At 33.8% G+C, this 17,031-nt stretch carries 18 protein-coding genes and 1 other RNA gene; 9 read left to right on the forward strand and 10 right to left on the reverse strand.

Annotated features, from left to right (window positions below; genetic code table 11):
- Nucleotides 1-12 precede the first annotated feature (12 nt).
- Nucleotides 13-576 carry a GNAT family N-acetyltransferase gene (locus tag BR43_RS14045; RefSeq protein ID WP_034563017.1) on the forward strand — a complete coding sequence of 188 codons (564 nt, stop codon included), beginning with the start codon at nucleotides 13-15 and terminating at the stop codon, nucleotides 574-576.
- A 51-nt stretch (nucleotides 577-627) separates the two neighbouring features.
- Here BR43_RS14045 and BR43_RS14050 read toward each other — a convergent pair whose 3' ends face one another.
- Both BR43_RS14050 and BR43_RS14055 read right to left on the reverse strand, forming a co-directional pair.
- Complete coding sequence (locus tag BR43_RS14050) at nucleotides 628-1,146, reverse strand: LURP-one-related/scramblase family protein (protein ID WP_034563020.1); 519 nt, start codon at nucleotides 1,144-1,146, stop codon at nucleotides 628-630.
- A gap of 220 nt (nucleotides 1,147-1,366) precedes the next feature.
- Nucleotides 1,367-2,053: a cyclic nucleotide-binding domain-containing protein gene (locus tag BR43_RS14055; RefSeq protein ID WP_034563022.1), complete on the reverse strand. Its 687-nt coding sequence runs from the start codon at nucleotides 2,051-2,053 to the stop codon at nucleotides 1,367-1,369.
- A gap of 137 nt (nucleotides 2,054-2,190) precedes the next feature.
- Between BR43_RS14055 and BR43_RS14060 the strand changes: the two genes are divergently transcribed.
- Complete coding sequence (locus BR43_RS14060) at nucleotides 2,191-2,898, forward strand: Crp/Fnr family transcriptional regulator (RefSeq protein WP_034563024.1); 708 nt, start codon at nucleotides 2,191-2,193, stop codon at nucleotides 2,896-2,898.
- Between the two features lie 21 nt (nucleotides 2,899-2,919).
- Here the strand turns inward: BR43_RS14060 and BR43_RS14065 are convergent, their stop codons facing one another.
- From BR43_RS14065 to BR43_RS14080, 4 genes are read right to left on the reverse strand one after another with little or no spacing between them, the layout of a single operon-like run.
- Complete coding sequence (locus tag BR43_RS14065; RefSeq protein WP_034563026.1) at nucleotides 2,920-5,061, reverse strand: hypothetical protein; 2,142 nt, start codon at nucleotides 5,059-5,061, stop codon at nucleotides 2,920-2,922.
- On the reverse strand, nucleotides 5,058-5,339 hold the full coding sequence (locus BR43_RS14070) for a hypothetical protein (protein WP_034563028.1): 282 nt from the start codon (nucleotides 5,337-5,339) through the stop codon (nucleotides 5,058-5,060). The genes BR43_RS14065 and BR43_RS14070 overlap by 4 nt, the downstream gene beginning before the upstream one ends.
- Nucleotides 5,340-5,350: 11 nt before the next feature.
- Nucleotides 5,351-5,965: a hypothetical protein gene (locus BR43_RS14075; protein WP_034563030.1), complete on the reverse strand. Its 615-nt coding sequence runs from the start codon at nucleotides 5,963-5,965 to the stop codon at nucleotides 5,351-5,353.
- Nucleotides 5,966-6,001: 36 nt separating this feature from the next.
- On the reverse strand, nucleotides 6,002-6,538 hold the full coding sequence (locus BR43_RS14080; RefSeq protein ID WP_034563032.1) for a hypothetical protein: 537 nt from the start codon (nucleotides 6,536-6,538) through the stop codon (nucleotides 6,002-6,004).
- 464 nt (nucleotides 6,539-7,002) lie between these two features.
- On the opposite strand from BR43_RS14080, the gene ssrS reads away from it, so the two are divergent.
- Both ssrS and BR43_RS14085 read left to right on the forward strand, forming a co-directional pair.
- Nucleotides 7,003-7,193, forward strand: a non-coding RNA gene (gene ssrS, locus BR43_RS19655) — 6S RNA.
- Nucleotides 7,194-7,814: 621 nt separating this feature from the next.
- Entirely contained in the window at nucleotides 7,815-8,816 is a 1,002-nt protein-coding gene (locus BR43_RS14085; protein ID WP_245617869.1) for a D-2-hydroxyacid dehydrogenase, read from the forward strand.
- Between the two features lie 74 nt (nucleotides 8,817-8,890).
- Here the strand turns inward: BR43_RS14085 and BR43_RS14090 are convergent, their stop codons facing one another.
- A complete protein-coding gene (locus BR43_RS14090; protein WP_034563037.1) occupies nucleotides 8,891-9,358 on the reverse strand; it encodes a MarR family winged helix-turn-helix transcriptional regulator in 468 nt (155 codons plus the stop codon).
- A 133-nt stretch (nucleotides 9,359-9,491) separates the two neighbouring features.
- Between BR43_RS14090 and BR43_RS14095 the strand changes: the two genes are divergently transcribed.
- Nucleotides 9,492-11,138 (forward strand): alpha-keto acid decarboxylase family protein, encoded by a 1,647-nt coding sequence (locus tag BR43_RS14095; protein ID WP_034563038.1) that lies wholly within the window; start codon nucleotides 9,492-9,494, stop codon nucleotides 11,136-11,138.
- Nucleotides 11,139-11,231: 93 nt separating this feature from the next.
- Here the strand turns inward: BR43_RS14095 and BR43_RS19270 are convergent, their stop codons facing one another.
- The 3 genes from BR43_RS19270 to BR43_RS14110 all read right to left on the reverse strand — a co-directional run bounded on the left by BR43_RS19270 (nucleotide 11,232) and on the right by BR43_RS14110 (nucleotide 13,826).
- Nucleotides 11,232-11,969, reverse strand: coding sequence for a DUF6882 domain-containing protein (locus BR43_RS19270; protein WP_051933977.1), 738 nt, complete (start codon nucleotides 11,967-11,969; stop codon nucleotides 11,232-11,234).
- Nucleotides 11,970-12,041: 72 nt separating this feature from the next.
- Nucleotides 12,042-12,866 (reverse strand): pyridoxine/pyridoxal/pyridoxamine kinase, encoded by an 825-nt coding sequence (gene pdxK / locus BR43_RS14105; protein ID WP_034563040.1) that lies wholly within the window; start codon nucleotides 12,864-12,866, stop codon nucleotides 12,042-12,044.
- A gap of 90 nt (nucleotides 12,867-12,956) precedes the next feature.
- Nucleotides 12,957-13,826 (reverse strand): Cof-type HAD-IIB family hydrolase, encoded by an 870-nt coding sequence (locus BR43_RS14110; RefSeq protein WP_034563042.1) that lies wholly within the window; start codon nucleotides 13,824-13,826, stop codon nucleotides 12,957-12,959.
- Between the two features lie 211 nt (nucleotides 13,827-14,037).
- On the opposite strand from BR43_RS14110, the gene BR43_RS14115 reads away from it, so the two are divergent.
- The 4 genes from BR43_RS14115 (at nucleotide 14,038) to BR43_RS14130 (ending at nucleotide 16,970) form a co-directional block, all read left to right on the forward strand.
- Nucleotides 14,038-14,721, forward strand: coding sequence for a uracil-DNA glycosylase (locus BR43_RS14115; RefSeq protein WP_034563045.1), 684 nt, complete (start codon nucleotides 14,038-14,040; stop codon nucleotides 14,719-14,721).
- A 172-nt stretch (nucleotides 14,722-14,893) separates the two neighbouring features.
- Nucleotides 14,894-15,874, forward strand: coding sequence for a phosphate acetyltransferase (pta, locus tag BR43_RS14120; protein ID WP_034563047.1), 981 nt, complete (start codon nucleotides 14,894-14,896; stop codon nucleotides 15,872-15,874).
- A gap of 292 nt (nucleotides 15,875-16,166) precedes the next feature.
- Nucleotides 16,167-16,739 (forward strand): alkaline shock response membrane anchor protein AmaP, encoded by a 573-nt coding sequence (gene amaP / locus BR43_RS14125; RefSeq protein ID WP_034563049.1) that lies wholly within the window; start codon nucleotides 16,167-16,169, stop codon nucleotides 16,737-16,739.
- Nucleotides 16,740-16,757: 18 nt separating this feature from the next.
- Entirely contained in the window at nucleotides 16,758-16,970 is a 213-nt protein-coding gene (locus BR43_RS14130) for a DUF2273 domain-containing protein (RefSeq protein ID WP_034563051.1), read from the forward strand.
- Nucleotides 16,971-17,031 lie beyond the last annotated feature (61 nt).

Raw genomic sequence — 17,031 nt, forward strand, 5'->3', positions numbered from 1 at the left:
GAGTGAATAAAATTGATTAGAAAAGCAACAAAATCAGATGCTAAAGTATTAGCTCCAATGATTATGATTATTTTAGAAGATATGGAATTAGAAGTCTTTCAACAGTTGTCTAAAGAGCAGATTGAAGATGTCTTGATTGCTGGAATTCAAACAGAGAATTATCGTTATAGCTACCGTCATGCCCATGTTTGTGTACGTGAGAATGAGGTAGCAGGGGTTTTAGTTGGCTATTCAGGTAGTAAAGAAGACGAAATTGACACACCTCTAACAGCTATTTTAGCAGAAAAAGGATTAGATCCTAGTATTAAAATTTTCAATGAAAAAGAGACTTTTGCTGGGGAATGGTATTTAGATTCTATAGTTACAGCTGAAAAATATCGTGGCTGTGGTGTTGGTACGGAACTATTGGAAGCGTTAGATGACTTTGCTAAAGAAGATCAGGAAACAATGATTGGTTTAAATTGTGATCAAGAAAATCCTGGAGCTCAAAGACTTTATGAGCGAATGGGCTTTGAGAAATCAGGGGAAATGATCATTGGTGGGCATTGTTACAATCATATGCAGAAGAAAGTGTAAGCTGAAAAACCAGCGAACTGTTAAATACAGTTCACTGGTTTTATTTAAATTTTATGAATAGGTTTGTAATCGAAGTCTTTCTTTTTTTATTTTTTTTGGAGTCCGTCGAATGGCCCAGTGGTCTAAAATTAAGGCGATACAAATACATAGAGGTAAGTCTTGTTCTCGTTGGATCGCTAGGGCGTAAAGGTCTCCTGAAGCAAGATAAGCCTTCTCCATAGTCATCACGGTTTTAGTTAAGTGAGTAATCTTATAATGACCTTTCACAAAATCACCAGTGACAAGCCAATGAATTCGAGTAACATGAAAATAAGGATTTTTTAGTCCTTGATATTTTGAAATTGAGCAAACTTTTTCACCAGATAAATAAAGATCAAACTTTGGGAAAAGAGCCAACTTGGTTTGTTTAACTTCTGCGATCAAGGTTCCATCCAATTTATACAAATATAGACCATCTCCGATATTTCCCCATTTTCCTGTAACGAGGTAAATATCTTTTCCAAATTCGTCTTTAACGATAATTCGTTCTTTCCTGGCGACATATTGTTCCTTCATATAAACATGAATCATGTCCTTCACCTCTAATGTTAGAATAGCACAGATTTGTTAGAAATTCATTAGTTTAAATTGAAAAAATATCCCAAAATCCATGACTTTTTTACTAGAAATTAGTCAGGAACATGTCTTTGATGAGTGCATCAAGAAAAAAAGAGCTAAGGCTGAGTTTAGAAGATTATAACGAAGTTGGACTCAATTGTCTGAAAGCAATTGTTTTACTAGTAATAGAGGTTTATTTTGAAAGCTCATGAAAAGAAGAACGTTGCAATAAATAAGTGAAATCATAAATACAAATGGGTTTTGGTGTCAAACGAATGATATTTTGCGTCATAAGTTCAACTAAGATTTTTCTCGTAGCGCTGATAGAGGTATTGGTTAAGGATGCAAGTAGTTTTTGACTAATAAATTTAGGTAAAAATATTTCGCCATTTTTTTCAGTAGCATATTGAAGTGAAATCTCAATTAAGATAAAGATAATCCTTTCATAAACGGACAATAAATTTATTTTTCGATAATTAAAAGAGATATAAGTTGTATATTGCATATTTTGATATAAAAATTCTGGGTATTTTTTTAAAAAAGGCTCAATTTCTTTACGTGAAATGTCATAATAATAAATATCCGTTAAGGCTTTTAATTCTCCTTCAAAAAGGATGGAGTTATATAAGTTTTCTAAATCAACAAAATGGTAAGCATCAATTACATCTAAATCTATTGTTAGCTGCTTTGTATTATAGAGCCGTCTAAGCGCCACGCCACTAATAATTAGTCTTGTATAGTTGCTTTGCTTGTCACAAATCAATACATCATTTCTTTTTAAATGTTTCAAGTCTACGAAAGTAGCATTTTCTGTTAATTCTGTGAACACTTCCTTGTTAGTGGCTTTTAAATCTTTTTTCAGATGTTGAGTTTTTTTCATGTTATTTGAATTCCTTCCTATTATGAGCTGGATGAAAATTGAATAACTACATAAATAAAAATGCATTTTCAACTTGTATATACTATAATAAAGTAAGTGAACAGAGCATTTTCGACTATAAACACTAGGAGGTTATCATGACGATAGAACAGTTGAAACCTGCATTAAAGAAATTAGAAGCAATTAATTTAAGCGTACTTCACCACATGAAAAAGGAAAAGTTACCCTATGAAATTGTTGTTTTAAAAAGAAAAGAAACGTTATTTAATTACAAAAAAAAGACGGGCGTTTACTTCATAGTTGAGGGCTGTATTGTCCGAAATTTACTATTAACAAATGGTCAGATTAATTCCGTTGATTTTGTAACGAAGAATGTAATTGTGAACTGTGCTAATTTTAAAAGTTCGATTCCTTTTGAAGACGATTATCTTGCCATCACTGAAACTAAGTTAGCATTTATCCCAAATGAAACCATCTTACTTTTGTTAGAAAAATCTCCTTTGTTTCTATACACAAATCTACAATTTGAATTATATTTATCTTATTTAAGAAGAATGAATGAACACTTATCTACTAAGGAAAGAATTATATTTTTTTTGGTGGAATTATTTAGACATATTGGCAGTAAGAAAAAGGAGGGATACGTACTTCCTTCGTATATTAATCAATCTGTCCTAGCTGGTTTGGCGGCGGTTACAAGAGAGACGGTTTCGAGAGTGCTTAATCAACTTGTTCGAGAAAATTTACTAGAAATAAAACCAAAACCTTACTTTACAAAAGATCTTGATTTGCTAGCTGACCAAGTATCGCTATATAAACAATTACAACTTAGTCGTGAATTTTGATAGAAGAATAAAGCTGATAACCTAAGGTTTATCAGCTTTATTTTTTGCTTTAAAATCTAAAATGAAACGATATTGTGGTTTTTTAACTCCTTGATAATCCCCATAGTACCTTCCTCCAAAAGAAAGTGAGAGAGACTCATTTGCTTGCAGATTTCCAATCAAAGAAGGGCTAATAGCGGGAGTTAAATAATCTAAAGTTGTTTCTTGACCATCCGGTTTCAAAATTTTTAAATCTAGTTGTGCTTGATTTTTGCCTCCAACAATAGCGGTATCTGGTGCGAGTAATTCAAAATCGATCGCTTGATTTTCAATAATTTTATTTAATGAAACATCTAGTCCATAAGAGCTATTATTTTTAATTTTATAGCTAGGTGAAGAGATCGAACCGTTGTTACTGACATCAGCGCTTCCAAATAACATCTTAACTGGAATCGTCACATCTACTAAATCCTTTTGATCTTTGACACGAATATCAATTTCTTTTTGTGTTCCTTGTATATCTAAAATAGCCTTATAGTTGCCTGTATTAGGTTTGAAATCCGTTGACTTTACAACGATTTGTGCAGTTTCGTCAGTACCAGTTTGACTATTCCAAGCTTGAGCCTTTGCATTGGTTAAAATAAAGGTATCCGTATTATCAATGGTAGGCAATTCATTCTCCCAATATTCAAAGGATTCAGCTCGTAAGGCATAATTATTTTGAATGATAGTTTCTTTATCCTTCGTAAAAACAGGAACTGAAATATCTGTATAGTTAGCACTTTGATCCGTTAGACGTACGATTGCTGTCGAAAAACCAATTTTGGAAACATCTGGTTTTTGAATAAAACGATAGCTTAGTTTATCGGCTCCCGCATTATCTTGTGCTTGTTGAATAAACGTTTTAGGATCATCCGATAATAGGCCACCTAAAGTAACGATTTGTTGAACAGCTGCCCCAGTTGGTGGCGTTGTATCACTAATTTTAATTGGAACTTGGATTTGACTAGCATTTCCAGATTGATCTTCCACTTGAATCCTAACTAAGTTATCCCCAACAGTTGTAAAGTCTGGTAATGGATCTAGATGTTTATAGGCAAATGTGGCATATGCATAATTATCGGATACATTTACAAGAGGAGCTAAAGGATAGGTTGGATAATTCCCAGCTTCTACAATTTGTGGATTTGCTGTTAATTGTGGTGGTGTTGTGTCAACTAATGTTGCCGATCCATAAAAAACATTTTGATTGTTAGACGTGTCTGTCAAAGAAGCGTTAAAGACAAAAGTTCCTAGTCGTTGTGTAGTAAAATCAATAGAACTCGTTGCCGTTATAGGCAAATTACTGTTGTCTCCATAATTAGCAAATAAGCTTTTAATCTCTGGATCATCACCAGCTTCAAGTGTAATTGGGGAACGCAAAGTACCATAAGGTTTTATTGTATCTACGACAGTAAAAGGAATTAAAACTCGTTGACTTTGAACCAAATCTTTAAAAATCCCGGTGACATTAACTGGTCCTAATTGATTGAAATTAGGCATCGTAAGAAAATCATAAGTTCCAGTAACAGAACCATGAGCGGAATTAATCATGATTAGATTGTATATATTCGGTAAGACAGTGCTATTTATCTCAATGGTGTTATTTCCTCTGGGTCTTACATCCAAGGGTTGATAATCGAGTCTGACCTTTATTTGTTTTCTAAATGTATTAGAGGGACCAAACTGGTCGTTGACCCGAACCCAGCCAAATACGGTCAATTCTCGAACCATGAAAGTCCAATTTAAACGATAGTCAATTGTGAGAGTTACTTCTTTAGCTCCGCCATTTCCCCTTTTTAATGAAATGTTATTACTGGTTTTACTAGGCAGAAGCGTGTTGTTATCAGAAGAAGTAATGGAATCAATGAGTAGAGTAGTTGCTCCAGTAAAAGCATATTCATATTTGCGAAAACCAGAAATATTAAATGTATTTGTATAAGGAAAATCGTGTATGGCTCCAGGGATGGATACTAAAAGATTCTGAGACATTTTTTGATCAATAGTAATTAATTCTGCATTCAATACATCGTAAGCTACTTCATGGGCAGTTGTTCCAACGTCAGCAGCCTGAGTTGTAGTTACTGGAAATACAAATGAACTGATAATAAGAAAAGAGAACATCATTATTTTTATGATTTTCATCCTATTAACCGCCCCTTTTTGTTATAAATAATGATAGATGCTAGTAATAAAATCCAGCCTACACCCAGAGAGTGGGTGTAGAAAGACCTTTTTTCGCCAGTACGTGGCAAATGTATACTTGGTTTAGTTGTTTTTTGTTTTGGTAAGGATACTTGCGTTTTTGATTGAAAAATATGAGCCTCAACTTCAATAGATTGTGTAGTTGTTTCAGCCAATACTGGGATACTTAAAAAAAAACATCCTGTAAAAAGTAGGGTAATGAAAATAGTTTTCTTCATCCACTACTCCTTTATTGTACTTCAAATTTTAAGACTAATGTGTACTTGGGTTTAATTGTTAACCCATAATTGTGTGTAGAGCCAATCGTTCCTTTGAAAGTAAAATCAACAGATGTATTTAGAATCGCATCATTGATGCCGGACAAGGTTCCAATTTCCTTTTTCTCTGGAGCAGAAGATGTAGAAACAAGAGAAATTTCTTGATTATTTGCCGCTAATTTTAAGTCTAAATCTGGTAATTTATCGGCATCATTGCCTTTAATAAAATCTTCGACACTTACTTTAACAGGTTTAATTGAGTTATTGGTAATTTTATAAACAGGTGCTTTAATTTTTCCGTTATCTGAATCGATAGCGCCAAACAAGACTTTTGTAGGAATATCAATATCTACCCAACCTTTATCATTTGGATCAGGATCAGGACCTTCAGGATCAGGATTTGTTGGATCAAATTCACCAACCCAACCCTCAACATCAATGTTCCCTTTGTCATCTTTGGAGATAGTTTGTGATTGATCATTTGGATCAGGTTGTCCATTTTCAAAAGCTGATGCTTCCTTTGCAGTGAATAATGCTCCCCCTAATGTTAAACCGATAAGACTGATAAATACGAACCCCTTTTTCATTATTACATACTCCCTTTCAAAATTAATAAATGTTCACTATCGACGAACAACAACCTTTCCAGAAACTTGTGTTTCTCCAATTTTAGTCATTTTCTTATTATCATAGATTGAAATATTGAAGGTAATTGGATAAGTGCCTTCTTTAGATTTCTTCAGAAGTTTTCCAGTTTGGATATACTCAGTTGGACGAATGGCTCCTGATTCATAAATGACTTCATCAGTATCATCCAGCGTGACTATAACCGAAATAGGATAGACATTTTTTTGTGTGTTTACAATTTCTATTTGTGCTTCCTCAGAATCAGCCTTAACATCGATTTTTGAATTAACACGAATATTCAAATAATTACTGTCTGCTTGGTCTTGTAAATATTTTTGTAAATCTTCACTAGACATTTGTTGAACATCTGATCCAGTATCTGGTAATTGATCATCTACAATAACAGTGTTGTTAGTTTCTTCCTTCTGCATAAAGAACTTATAACCACCTAATGCTGCCAAAAATAAAAATAAAAGTATCATAGAAAGAAGTAGCTTTCTTTTTTTAGTGTTACGTTTATTTTTTTGTGACATTTTGATTTGCCCCCTCTCTCTATCATGGATACATCTTTAGTGACAAATGAAATTATAACGAAAAAGTTTATAGAAAAATGTGATTCAATCTACTTTTTTTTGCTATTTTAATCCGTGTGATTTCTTCTTTTAAAAATTATATAAGTTATTACAAATAACTTATTGAACTTTGAGATTAAGAAAAAAATATTGTGTAAAGTCAATTAAAGTTGTGCAAGTAACAGTTTTCTTCAAAGATGATAGCGCAAACAAAAATTAGCGAAGATAATTGAAATAATTTGTTCTTATTGAGTTAAATATGCATAAAAATCAGAATGTCTAATTTGTCTTTTTACAATTTAAAATAACGAAAGAAAATCAAAGAAATAAATAAAAAATTAATGTTTTTATAGAATGACGATAAAAAGAGAAAAAAATAAGCAATTTAGTTGCGACATTTAAAAATGGGTGCTATTATAAGGATAAGATATCTGATGTGTACGATATATCCTTTACAGTGGTGACCGAACAAGTAACACTTTTTAGGGATCCAAACTGAATTCAAACTGATAACAAGCCTTTTCACTTGGTAGTTAGAGATGTTTGACAGCGGAGCCCACCTTGCTATAAGCGGGGCAACACAACGGGATGCTGAACCGGCATAATCGGATTTCTGTAAAAAATATAATTTATTTTTAGAGCCACCTATTTTAGAATAGGTGGTTCTTTTTGCCATGATTCTTGCGGCTTTAGCCGCTTAGAAGCATGGTACGCTTCGATTTTTGTAAAAAAAGCGACGGTGATCTATGAATGTATTAAAAGATTCTTGCGGCTTTAGCCGCTTAGAAGCATGGTACGCCTCGATTTTTGTAAAAAAAGCGACGGTGATCTATGAATGTATTAAAAGATTCTTGCGGCTTTAGCCGCTTAGAAGCATGGTACACCTCGATTTTTTTGTAAAAAAGCGCCGGTGATCTATGAATGTATTAAAAGATTCTTGCGAGTTTAGCCGCTTAGAAGCATGGTACGCCTCGATTTTTTGTAAAAAAGCGCCGGTGATCTATGAATGTATTAAAAGATTCTTGCGGCTTTAGCCGCTTAGAAGCATGGTACGCCTCAATTTTTGTAAAAAAAGCGCCGGTGCTTCCCAGCTGCCTAAAAAATTATTCATTCAATCCTAAAATAGAGTCGATCCACGAATAAGCTATTATCATAAAATAACGAAAATTCTGAATATTTTAATTCAAATTAAATTATGGTAAAATACGAAAGTAGCTTTAGAATGATGAGATGAGGAATGAATAAAATGAAGTTTTTAGCCTATAATGTTCGTGAAGATGAGAGAATATATATTCAAAATTGGTCAAATAAAAATAACGTAATAGTTGATATGACAGAAGAAGCTATCACACCTGAAACGGCAGATTTGGCTAAAGGATATAATGGGATTTGTGCCTTACAAACGAGTGAATACAAATCCGATATGTTTAAAAAAATTGCTAATTCTGGAATTCAAAGTTTTGCTGTTCGTTCAGTTGGTTTTGATAGTGTTGATATTGAAGGTGCAAAGAAAAATAAAGTTAAAGTTACCAATGTTCCAGGTTATTCTCCTAGTGCTATTGCTGAATTTTCTGTTGGAAAAGCCTTGGAATTGATTCGTCGGGTTCCTTATTTTGAACAACGAATGGAGGAGCAAGATTTCCGTTGGAACGGGTATATTTCTAAAGAATTAAAACATATGACGATTGGAGTTATTGGTACTGGTCGAATTGGACATAGCGCAGCGACTATTTATCAAGGGTTTGGGAGTAAGATTTTAGCTTATGATGTTTATCGAAATCCAGAACTAGAAAAAATAGTAACTTATGTTGACTCGATAGAAGATATTTTTAAGGAAGCCGATCTAATTACGTTACATGCACCGGCGTTAGAAAGCAATTATCATATGATTGACAAAAAAGCAGTTGATTTAATGAAACAGGGAGTCTATCTGGTGAATACTGCTCGTGGTAGTTTGATTGAGACAGAGGCCTTACTTGCTGGATTAAATTCTGGGAAAATTGCAGGAGCTGCTTTGGATACGTATGAAGGCGAAGCGGAGTATTTTTCACATAGTTGGGTTAATAAACAAATTAAAGATCCAATTTTAACGGAACTTTTATCACGGAAAGATATCATTGTGACCCCTCATATTGCTTTCTATACAGAACAGGCAGTGGAGAATATGGTAGATATTTCCTTAGACAGTTTGAAAGAATTAGTAGAAACGGGTTCAAGCAAAAATGAAATTTATTCATGAAAGTAGTATGAACTAAAAAAGCAGGACAAAAATCTTTTTAGGTTTTTGTCCTGCTTTTTTTGTGAATCAATAAACTATTTTTCAGTTGGGGCAATCCAATCAATAAACTCTTCTCCAACTTCATTGGCATACAGGGTCATGACCTTTGTCCAGTTTTCCCCGGTAGGATCGCCACTTTCGATGAAAATCTGTTGCATTTTTTCTTTTTGAGCGGAACTAATCTGTTGATCAATTTCTTGTCCTGTATTCGTTAAATAAATTCGTTTGCTTCTTTTATCTTCGTTATTTATTCTTGTTTCTAACCACTTTTTTTGAATGAGTTCTTGCATTGGCCGATTTAAAGCTTGCTTGGAAATATCCAATACTTGCAATAGTTCATTAACAGTTAAACCTGGTAATCGTGCCACAAAGAAAAGAATGCGACGATGAACTTTAGTCATATGATAATCAGCAAGTAATTCGTCAGAAGTCTTGCTAAATGTACGATAAGCAAAGTAAAAAAGGGCCAACTTTTTATCAAAGTTATGAGATTCAGAAGTCATTAGATTACCTCCTACTTTTTTCTGTATTATACCACAATTAAAAAGTTATAGGTCAATTTAGTTGTCTTATATTTCCAGGAGGTATATACTTTGAATGTAAATTATTTTGTTATTTTATAAGGAGGAATAAATAGTGTATACAGTAGCTGATTATTTGCTTGATCGTTTAAAAGAATTGGGAATTAATGACATATTCGGAGTTCCAGGTGACTATAACTTAAAATTTTTAGATCACATTACCGCACGAGATGATTTAAAATGGATTGGCAATGCTAATGAACTAAATGCAGCCTACATGGCAGATGGCTATGCTAGAACTAAAGGAATGGCAGCCTTAGTGACAACGTTTGGTGTGGGTGAATTAAGTGCGATGAATGGAATTGGCGGAAGTTTCGCAGAAAAAGTACCTGTAATTGAAATTGTGGGTTCTCCAACAACAGCAGTTCAAAATGCACAAAAACTAGTTCATCATACATTAGGTGATGGTCGATTTAATCATTTTGAAAAAATGCACGAAGCGATTACAGTCGGAATTGGTAGCTTAACGAAAGAAAATGCTATAACCGAAATTGATCGTATTTTGGGTTTGGCTAGTGAAAAACGTCAACCAGGATATTTAAATCTTCCAATTGACGTTGCAGAGATGGAAGTTGAAAAGCCTAATAAACCGTTATTTGATACAAAAGTAATGGAAATCAAAATGGAACAAGAATTAATAAAATCAATTGAAAAAGTCTTAAATAGTGTCAAGCATCCAGTTATTATTGCTGGGAATGAAATTGCTAGTTTTCATTTAGAAGCTAAACTTGCAGAATTTATAGAAAAATTCAATTTGCCAGTTACTACGTTACCTTTTGGCAAAGGTGTATTTAATGAAGAGGACAAACATTACCTAGGTGTTTATACTGGAACACCAACAACTGAACCATTGAAATCTTATGTAGATCAAGCTGATTTAGTGTTATTATTGGGAGCAAAATTAACTGATTCGGCAACAAGTGGATTTTCACAAGGTTTTACTGAAAAACAAATGATTTCCTTAGCTAGTGACGAAGTTATTTTCCAAGGCGAGCATCTAGCTGGAATTCAATTGCCAACAGTATTGGATGAATTGCTAATGATTAATTATCCAGGTTATCATGGTGAAATTCAGCCAATGTCTCGTTTAGCAGAGGTTAAATCATCTTCTAGCTTAGTGACTCAAGCTTATTTTTGGGAAGCGGTTGAAAGTTATTTAGAAGAAGGGGACACACTGGTAGCTGAACAAGGAACGTCCTTTTTTGGGGCATCAACAGTTCCAATGAAAAAAGGGATGAGCTTTATTGGACAACCCTTATGGGGCTCCATCGGCTATACTTTCCCAGCTATGCTAGGCAGTCAAATTGCGAAAAAAGGAAGTCGACATTTGTTATTTATTGGGGATGGTTCTTTACAGTTAACAGTTCAAGAATTGGGAATGACCTTGAGAGAGAAATTAGCACCAATTGTGTTTATTATTAACAATAATGGCTATACAGTAGAAAGAGAAATTCATGGTCCAGAGGAAATCTATAATGACATTCCAATGTGGGATTATCAAAAATTACCTTCTGTTTTTGGTGGAACAGCTGAAAATGTTGTCACTTACAAAGTTCAGACAGAAGCCGAACTAGCAACGGCGATGAGAAAAGCTCGCTTGGATAGTAAGAGATTGCAATGGATTGAAGTTGTCATGAATCAAAAAGACGCACCAGATTTATTAGTTCAGATGGGAAAAATTTTTGCTAAGCAAAATTCATGATAGATAGCTGGAATTCTTATTTAGATGACTAGTGCCAAAAACCAGCTAAGAGGAATGCTTTCCTTTTAGCTGGTTTTTAAGTTGTTCTGGGAATCAGTCTAAAGTAATACTAGAAACTCTGTTTTGTTGATTGAACTTTATACTAAGTAGACCATCATTTGGCAATTCAGCTAAGATAGATTCGGCTGTTTCTGTTAGCATTCCACCATTTTCAAGTAAGAAACTAGTAACTGCTATTCGGTGGTGAGCGGGTTGTTCAGCAATTACTTCAAGAATAATCTTTTGTAAATTGATTCTAGAGAGTGGAGGAAAGAGGGCAGTAGGTAAATCTTTCACTAAAACATAAGCTGCACCGCCGTCATATGGGCAGCGATAATAACAAACATGTGCTGGGTGAAATCCAGCGACAATACTAGATAGATTATGCCCATTCACAAGTTCATTTAAGTCTATTTCTTCAGTGGTGAAGTGTAGGAAGTCCTTTAGTTCTTCTTTAATTGGCAACATATCTTGCCAACTTGTTTCGGGGAGCTGACTTAAATTCACCCAGCTCCAAACCCAAGTATTAGAAATTGTGGATTCAGTTCCAATTAGTTGAATTGGATAAGAAGCTGCGCCAAAAGTAATCCTGCTAGTTTGTAAATCGACAGACCAATCTTGCCCCTTAACAACTTGTTCATTAAAATGAATTTGATTTGCTCTAGCTGTACCAATACTAGCAGCTAATAATTTTTGAAAATCATGACTTTCATTTAAATCAAAAAGTAATTGGAATGGTGTTAATTTGGGTTTAACATCAATCTTCTTTTTCTTAAAATTAAAAAATGACATACGTTTTCCTCCAGTTAAATAAATAGCTTTCTTAGCAAATAAAGTTGATAAGAAAGCTATTTTTAATTGTGATTAGATTTTTTCTTGTTTAGTTAAACGATAGCCACCATGAAAAACAGGGCCAACATATTCATTAAAAGCAAAGCCACTACGAATTGCTTCAGTGACAAAATCTTTTGCTTTTAAGACAGATTCTTTAACGGTCAAACCATTTGCTAATCCAGCTGTAATTGCTGCTGCAAAGGTACACCCAGCACCATGATTATGAGCAGGTTCAATTTTTTCTGTTTCAAGTATAGTGAAATCAGCACCATCATAGAATAAGTCGATAGCTTTCTCACCAGCTAGAGCTTTTCCGCCTTTAATGACAACGTTTTTTGCTCCTAGCTCATGGATTTTTTTCGCAGCTTCTTTCATATCTTCAATCGATTCTAGTTTACCTAGACCAGATAAAACACCTGCTTCAAATAAATTAGGTGTTGTGACAGTTGCTAATGGAACTAATTTATCACGCAAAGCATCTGCGCTTTCAGGATTTAAAACTTCATCTTCGCCTTTACAGATCATGACAGGATCGATGACAATATTTTTTAATTCTTTATCTTTAATCGTTTGTTCAACTAATTCAATAATTGGTACGCTGCCTAACATACCTGTTTTTGTTGCACTTATTTCGCCACCAGCTAAAATAGTTTTTAATTGCTCGTCAACTAAAGTAACGTCGATTGGATGAACATTATGGTGCCATCCGTTATCTGGATCCATTGTTACTAATAAAGTAATAGCTGCCATACCATACGTGCTGTATTCATCAAAGGTCTTCAAATCAGCTTGCAAACCTGCACCACCGCTAGAATCACTACCTGCAATTGTTAAAGTTTTTGGAAATGTTGTCATCATACGTCCTCCTTGAATTCACTTGCAAATTATTTACGTAACTTGTTCTTTAATTTCTAACATGTGTCACAAAGAAATGCAAGGTAAATTTTATAAATCTTCGTTAATTGAACGCATAATGGCTTCAGCAACACCATTTTGATTATTGCTAGAAGTTAAATATTTTGCATGACCTTTTACTTCTTCTTCGGCATTTTCCATAGCGAAGCTAACGCCTGCAACTTGAAGCATTGAAACATCATTAAAGTTGTCTCCAATTGACATAACATTATCCATAGATATGCCTAAGCGCTTGGCAACGCGTTTTAAGGCAATTCCTTTTTGGGCATCTTTATGATTGATTTCAATATTATTAATAAATGAAGATGTAATGGCTAGAGAACCCAATTTTTCAAGTTCCACTTTGATGGGTCCTAAAGTATTTTGACCATCATCACTAAAAGCAATTAGTTTTAAAACTTCAATTGAATGATCGTCAACTAATTCTTGGTAATCATCGATATAGTTAATATTCATTAACTCTAAACGAGCGGCTGCTAATACAACGCCCATTTTATACGTGGTTTCAGGATTCAAATTAACTAATAATGAAGCCACTGACTCAATTCGTTTTACTTTATTGTCTGAATAAATGCCTTTAGAAGTAACAACTTCGGCATAGATATTATGCTCTTTTAAAGTTTTCAAAATAATGCGAATTGTATCTTTTTCAATACCGATATTTTCAACGATCTTCCCGTTTTCATCATAGACTTGGGCACCGTTTAAAGTAATCATTGGGCAACTAATGCCAACAGCTGTTAATAAAGGATGCGCTTCGGTATAGCCACGCCCTGTTGATACCATAAACTTGATACCACGGCGTTCTGCTTCAGCAATTGCCTGAGCATTTGTTTCGGAAATAACCATTTTTTCATTTAACAACGTTCCATCCATATCTGACGCAATAAGCTCTATCATTATTTTTCCTCCAATATTTTATAGTCTCCTTTAGTTTACCATTAAATGGAAGAAATGGTAAATCAAAGATTTTAATAAAAAAAGACAATATTGTTCTTTTATTAATAAGTTGTTTAGATGGAATTTTAAAAGTAATCGTTGTAGAAAAAGGAATTTTTTAGTAAAATTTAAGAAGGAATTAAACGTAGTTGAACTATGGGAGGAAAATGCAATGAAAGTACTGATTCATAATGATTGGCAAGGCATTTTAGAAGAAGAATTCACTGCACCTTATTATCAAAATTTACGAAATTATTTAAAAAAAGAATATCAAGAACAACGAGTTTATCCAGATATGTATCATATTTGGCAAGCTTTTGAATGGACTCCTTATGAGAAGGTTAAGGTTGTTATCTTGGGACAAGATCCGTATCACGGACCAAACCAAGCGCATGGATTAAGTTTTTCCGTGCAACCTAATGTCAAAGTTCCCCCATCTTTAGTGAATATTTATCAAGAGCTAGAGTCGGATTTAGGAATTCCCCCTGTTCAACATGGGTATTTAAAATCTTGGGCAGAGCAAGGTGTTTTATTGATGAATACGGTTTTAACTGTACGAGCTGGTCAAGCGAATTCTCATCGAGGTCAAGGTTGGGAACAATTAACGGATGCTGTTATTCGTAAATTAAATCAACATAAAACACCTTTAGTTTTTATTTTATGGGGCAGTCAATCCATAGCTAAAAAAGAACTGATTGATACAGGTAAGCATGTTGTGATTGCCTCGCCACATCCTAGTCCATTATCTGCCTATCGAGGATTTTTTGGTTCAAAACCCTTTTCTAAAGCCAATGCGGCTTTAATTCAGTTTGATGCAACACCGATTAATTGGCAACTGCCACAAAATGTAAATTAAATGAATTTAGTGATTTTATTAAAACTGTACTAGTCAAAATTTAATAAATTGTTCACAATTACTACTTTTTAAGGGGTTTTTCAAAAAAACAGCCGAAAAAACTGTTATTTTTTATAGAAAGATAGTATGATGGTTATAGAAGAAAATAAAAGTATATCCTGGAGGGAATATTGTGGAATTATTTGATAGCCTAAAATTTAAAATTGTTAGAAAAAAAATTAGAATTGTTTTTCCAGAAGGAACTGAACCTCGTATTATTGGTGCTGCAGTTCGTTTAGCATCTGAAGAATTAGTAACGCCTGTTTTAATCGGTAGCGAAGTAGCGGTTAGAGAAGCAGCGCAACACCGTGGATTTATTGTTGATAATTTAGAAATTATTGACCCTAACAACTATCCTGCAATCGATGAAATGGTAGCTGCTTTTGTGGAACGTCGCAAAGGTAAAGTAACAGAAGAGCAAGCTAGAGAATTGCTAAAAGACGAAAACTATTTTGGTACAATGTTAACTTATATGGGCTTAACAGATGGTTTAGTAAGTGGTGCAGTTCACTCAACTGGCGATACTGTTCGTCCAGCCTTACAAATCATTAAAACAAAACCAGGAGTATCTCGTACAAGTGGTGCTTTCATTATGCTACGTGGACGCGATAACGAAAAATATTTATTCTCAGATTGCGCAATCAATGTAAATCCAAATGCACAAGAATTAGCTGAAATCGCTGTTGAAAGTGCAAAAACAGCAGCATTATTCGATATTGAGCCTAAAGTAGCAATGTTAAGTTTCTCTACAAAAGGATCAGCAAATGCTCCAGAAGCTAAAAAAGTTGAAGAAGCGACTAAAATCGCTCAAGAAATGGCTCCAGAGCTTTCAATTGATGGAGAGTTACAATTTGATGCAGCGTATGTTGCTTCAGTTGGACAACAAAAAGCACCAGGTTCTGAAGTTGCTGGACATGCAACTGTCTTTGTTTTCCCAGAATTACAATCAGGTAACATTGGCTACAAAATTGCTCAACGTTTTGGTAACTTTGAAGCAATTGGTCCAATCCTACAAGGTTTAAATAAACCTGTTTCTGATTTATCTCGTGGATGTAATGAAGAAGATGTATACAAATTATCAATCATTACAGCAGCACAAAGCCTAATGAACTAAATGTAAAAATTAAGACCTTCTCGTTAATGGAGTTTTCATTAACGAGAAGGTTTTTTTTTGAGTAATCCTATAATAAAGTCGGTAAGATTTTTCTTACTGGCTTTATTTTTTTATTTAATCATCTATAAATTTATAAAACAAAACACGTTTAAACTGTTTTATACAAATCAAATATAACGAATAAAGTCATTTTTAGGGATTATAAATCTATAAGGCTTATTGTTTGAATTTAATTTAAAATAACGGTATTATGTATATAATGATATTGATAAAATAATTGAGGGGGGATAAAATGAATCTGTTTAATCGCATCTTGCTTAGTTTGATTTCATTAATTGGTTTATTTTTAATGGTAGTTGTTGCAGCAATTCTCTATCCGATACCGTATGTATCTCAATGGGTTACATTTGGTTGGATTCATGGCAGTGGGTTTGACTATACTATCGTGATTCTATGCGGAATTTTAGGAATCTTTTTCTTGATTTTACTGCTAACAGCTATTTTTACATCAAGTCCAGATCAATTTTTAACGCTTAAAACGGCAATGGGAATGATTGAAATTTCTAAAAAAACGATTGAATCAACAGCTAAGCGTTCGTTTCATGATTTGCCTGATGTGAAGAATCCAAAAGTTAAAGCGAAGCTAAGACGTAAAGTTAGTGACACAAGTATTGATGTAAGTGTTGAAGTATTTGATGCTAAAGCTTTGCCAACCTTAGGAGAAGAAATTCAAGCTCTAGTAAAAAATAGTATTGAGAGCGCTTTAGAAGTGAAAGTTTCAAAAATAAAAGTGCAGATTAAGGAAACAAAGATGCAGCCAGTTACAAAATCAACAAAAAATCATCAGTCACCACGAGTAATTTAGTCTATAGGAGGTTCTAATATGCAGAAAGATCCACAAAGAAATCCTTGGTATCCTTATAGAGGGCGTATTCTTGGTCTTTTATTAGGCTTACTAGTAGCGATTTTATTTATTACACTTGGGTTTGGTTATACGTTACTCATTATTTTATTTGCTGCCGTTGGTTATGCGGTCGGTGCTTGGCGAGATGGCAAACTTGATATTTCTCAATGGTTAACCTTCTTTATGAAGTAATTGTTAATCTGATAAATATAATGTAAAAAAAATAAAAATATAGAAAAGGATGGGATTCACT

This window comes from Carnobacterium gallinarum DSM 4847 (assembly GCF_000744375.1).
Classification (GTDB): Bacteria; Bacillota; Bacilli; order Lactobacillales; family Carnobacteriaceae; genus Carnobacterium; species Carnobacterium gallinarum.

Excerpts from the sequence above, each read along its gene's own strand:
- BR43_RS14050 (WP_034563020.1), bottom strand. The coding sequence starts at position 1,146 with ATGATTCATGTTTATATGAAGGAACAATATGTCGCCAGGAAAGAACGA.
- BR43_RS14055 (WP_034563022.1), bottom strand. The coding sequence starts at position 2,053 with ATGAAAAAAACTCAACATCTGAAAAAAGATTTAAAAGCCACTAACAAG.
- BR43_RS14060 (WP_034563024.1), top strand. The coding sequence starts at position 2,191 with ATGACGATAGAACAGTTGAAACCTGCATTAAAGAAATTAGAAGCAATT.
- BR43_RS14065 (WP_034563026.1), bottom strand. The coding sequence starts at position 5,061 with ATGAAAATCATAAAAATAATGATGTTCTCTTTTCTTATTATCAGTTCA.
- BR43_RS14070 (WP_034563028.1), bottom strand. The coding sequence starts at position 5,339 with ATGAAGAAAACTATTTTCATTACCCTACTTTTTACAGGATGTTTTTTT.
- BR43_RS14075 (WP_034563030.1), bottom strand. The coding sequence starts at position 5,965 with ATGAAAAAGGGGTTCGTATTTATCAGTCTTATCGGTTTAACATTAGGG.
- BR43_RS14080 (WP_034563032.1), bottom strand. The coding sequence starts at position 6,538 with ATGTCACAAAAAAATAAACGTAACACTAAAAAAAGAAAGCTACTTCTT.
- BR43_RS14085 (WP_245617869.1), top strand. The coding sequence starts at position 7,815 with ATGAATAAAATGAAGTTTTTAGCCTATAATGTTCGTGAAGATGAGAGA.
- BR43_RS14090 (WP_034563037.1), bottom strand. The coding sequence starts at position 9,358 with ATGACTTCTGAATCTCATAACTTTGATAAAAAGTTGGCCCTTTTTTAC.
- BR43_RS19270 (WP_051933977.1), bottom strand. The coding sequence starts at position 11,969 with ATGTCATTTTTTAATTTTAAGAAAAAGAAGATTGATGTTAAACCCAAA.
- pdxK (WP_034563040.1), bottom strand. The coding sequence starts at position 12,866 with ATGACAACATTTCCAAAAACTTTAACAATTGCAGGTAGTGATTCTAGC.
- BR43_RS14110 (WP_034563042.1), bottom strand. The coding sequence starts at position 13,826 with ATGATAGAGCTTATTGCGTCAGATATGGATGGAACGTTGTTAAATGAA.
- BR43_RS14115 (WP_034563045.1), top strand. The coding sequence starts at position 14,038 with ATGAAAGTACTGATTCATAATGATTGGCAAGGCATTTTAGAAGAAGAA.
- amaP (WP_034563049.1), top strand. The coding sequence starts at position 16,167 with ATGAATCTGTTTAATCGCATCTTGCTTAGTTTGATTTCATTAATTGGT.
- BR43_RS14130 (WP_034563051.1), top strand. The coding sequence starts at position 16,758 with ATGCAGAAAGATCCACAAAGAAATCCTTGGTATCCTTATAGAGGGCGT.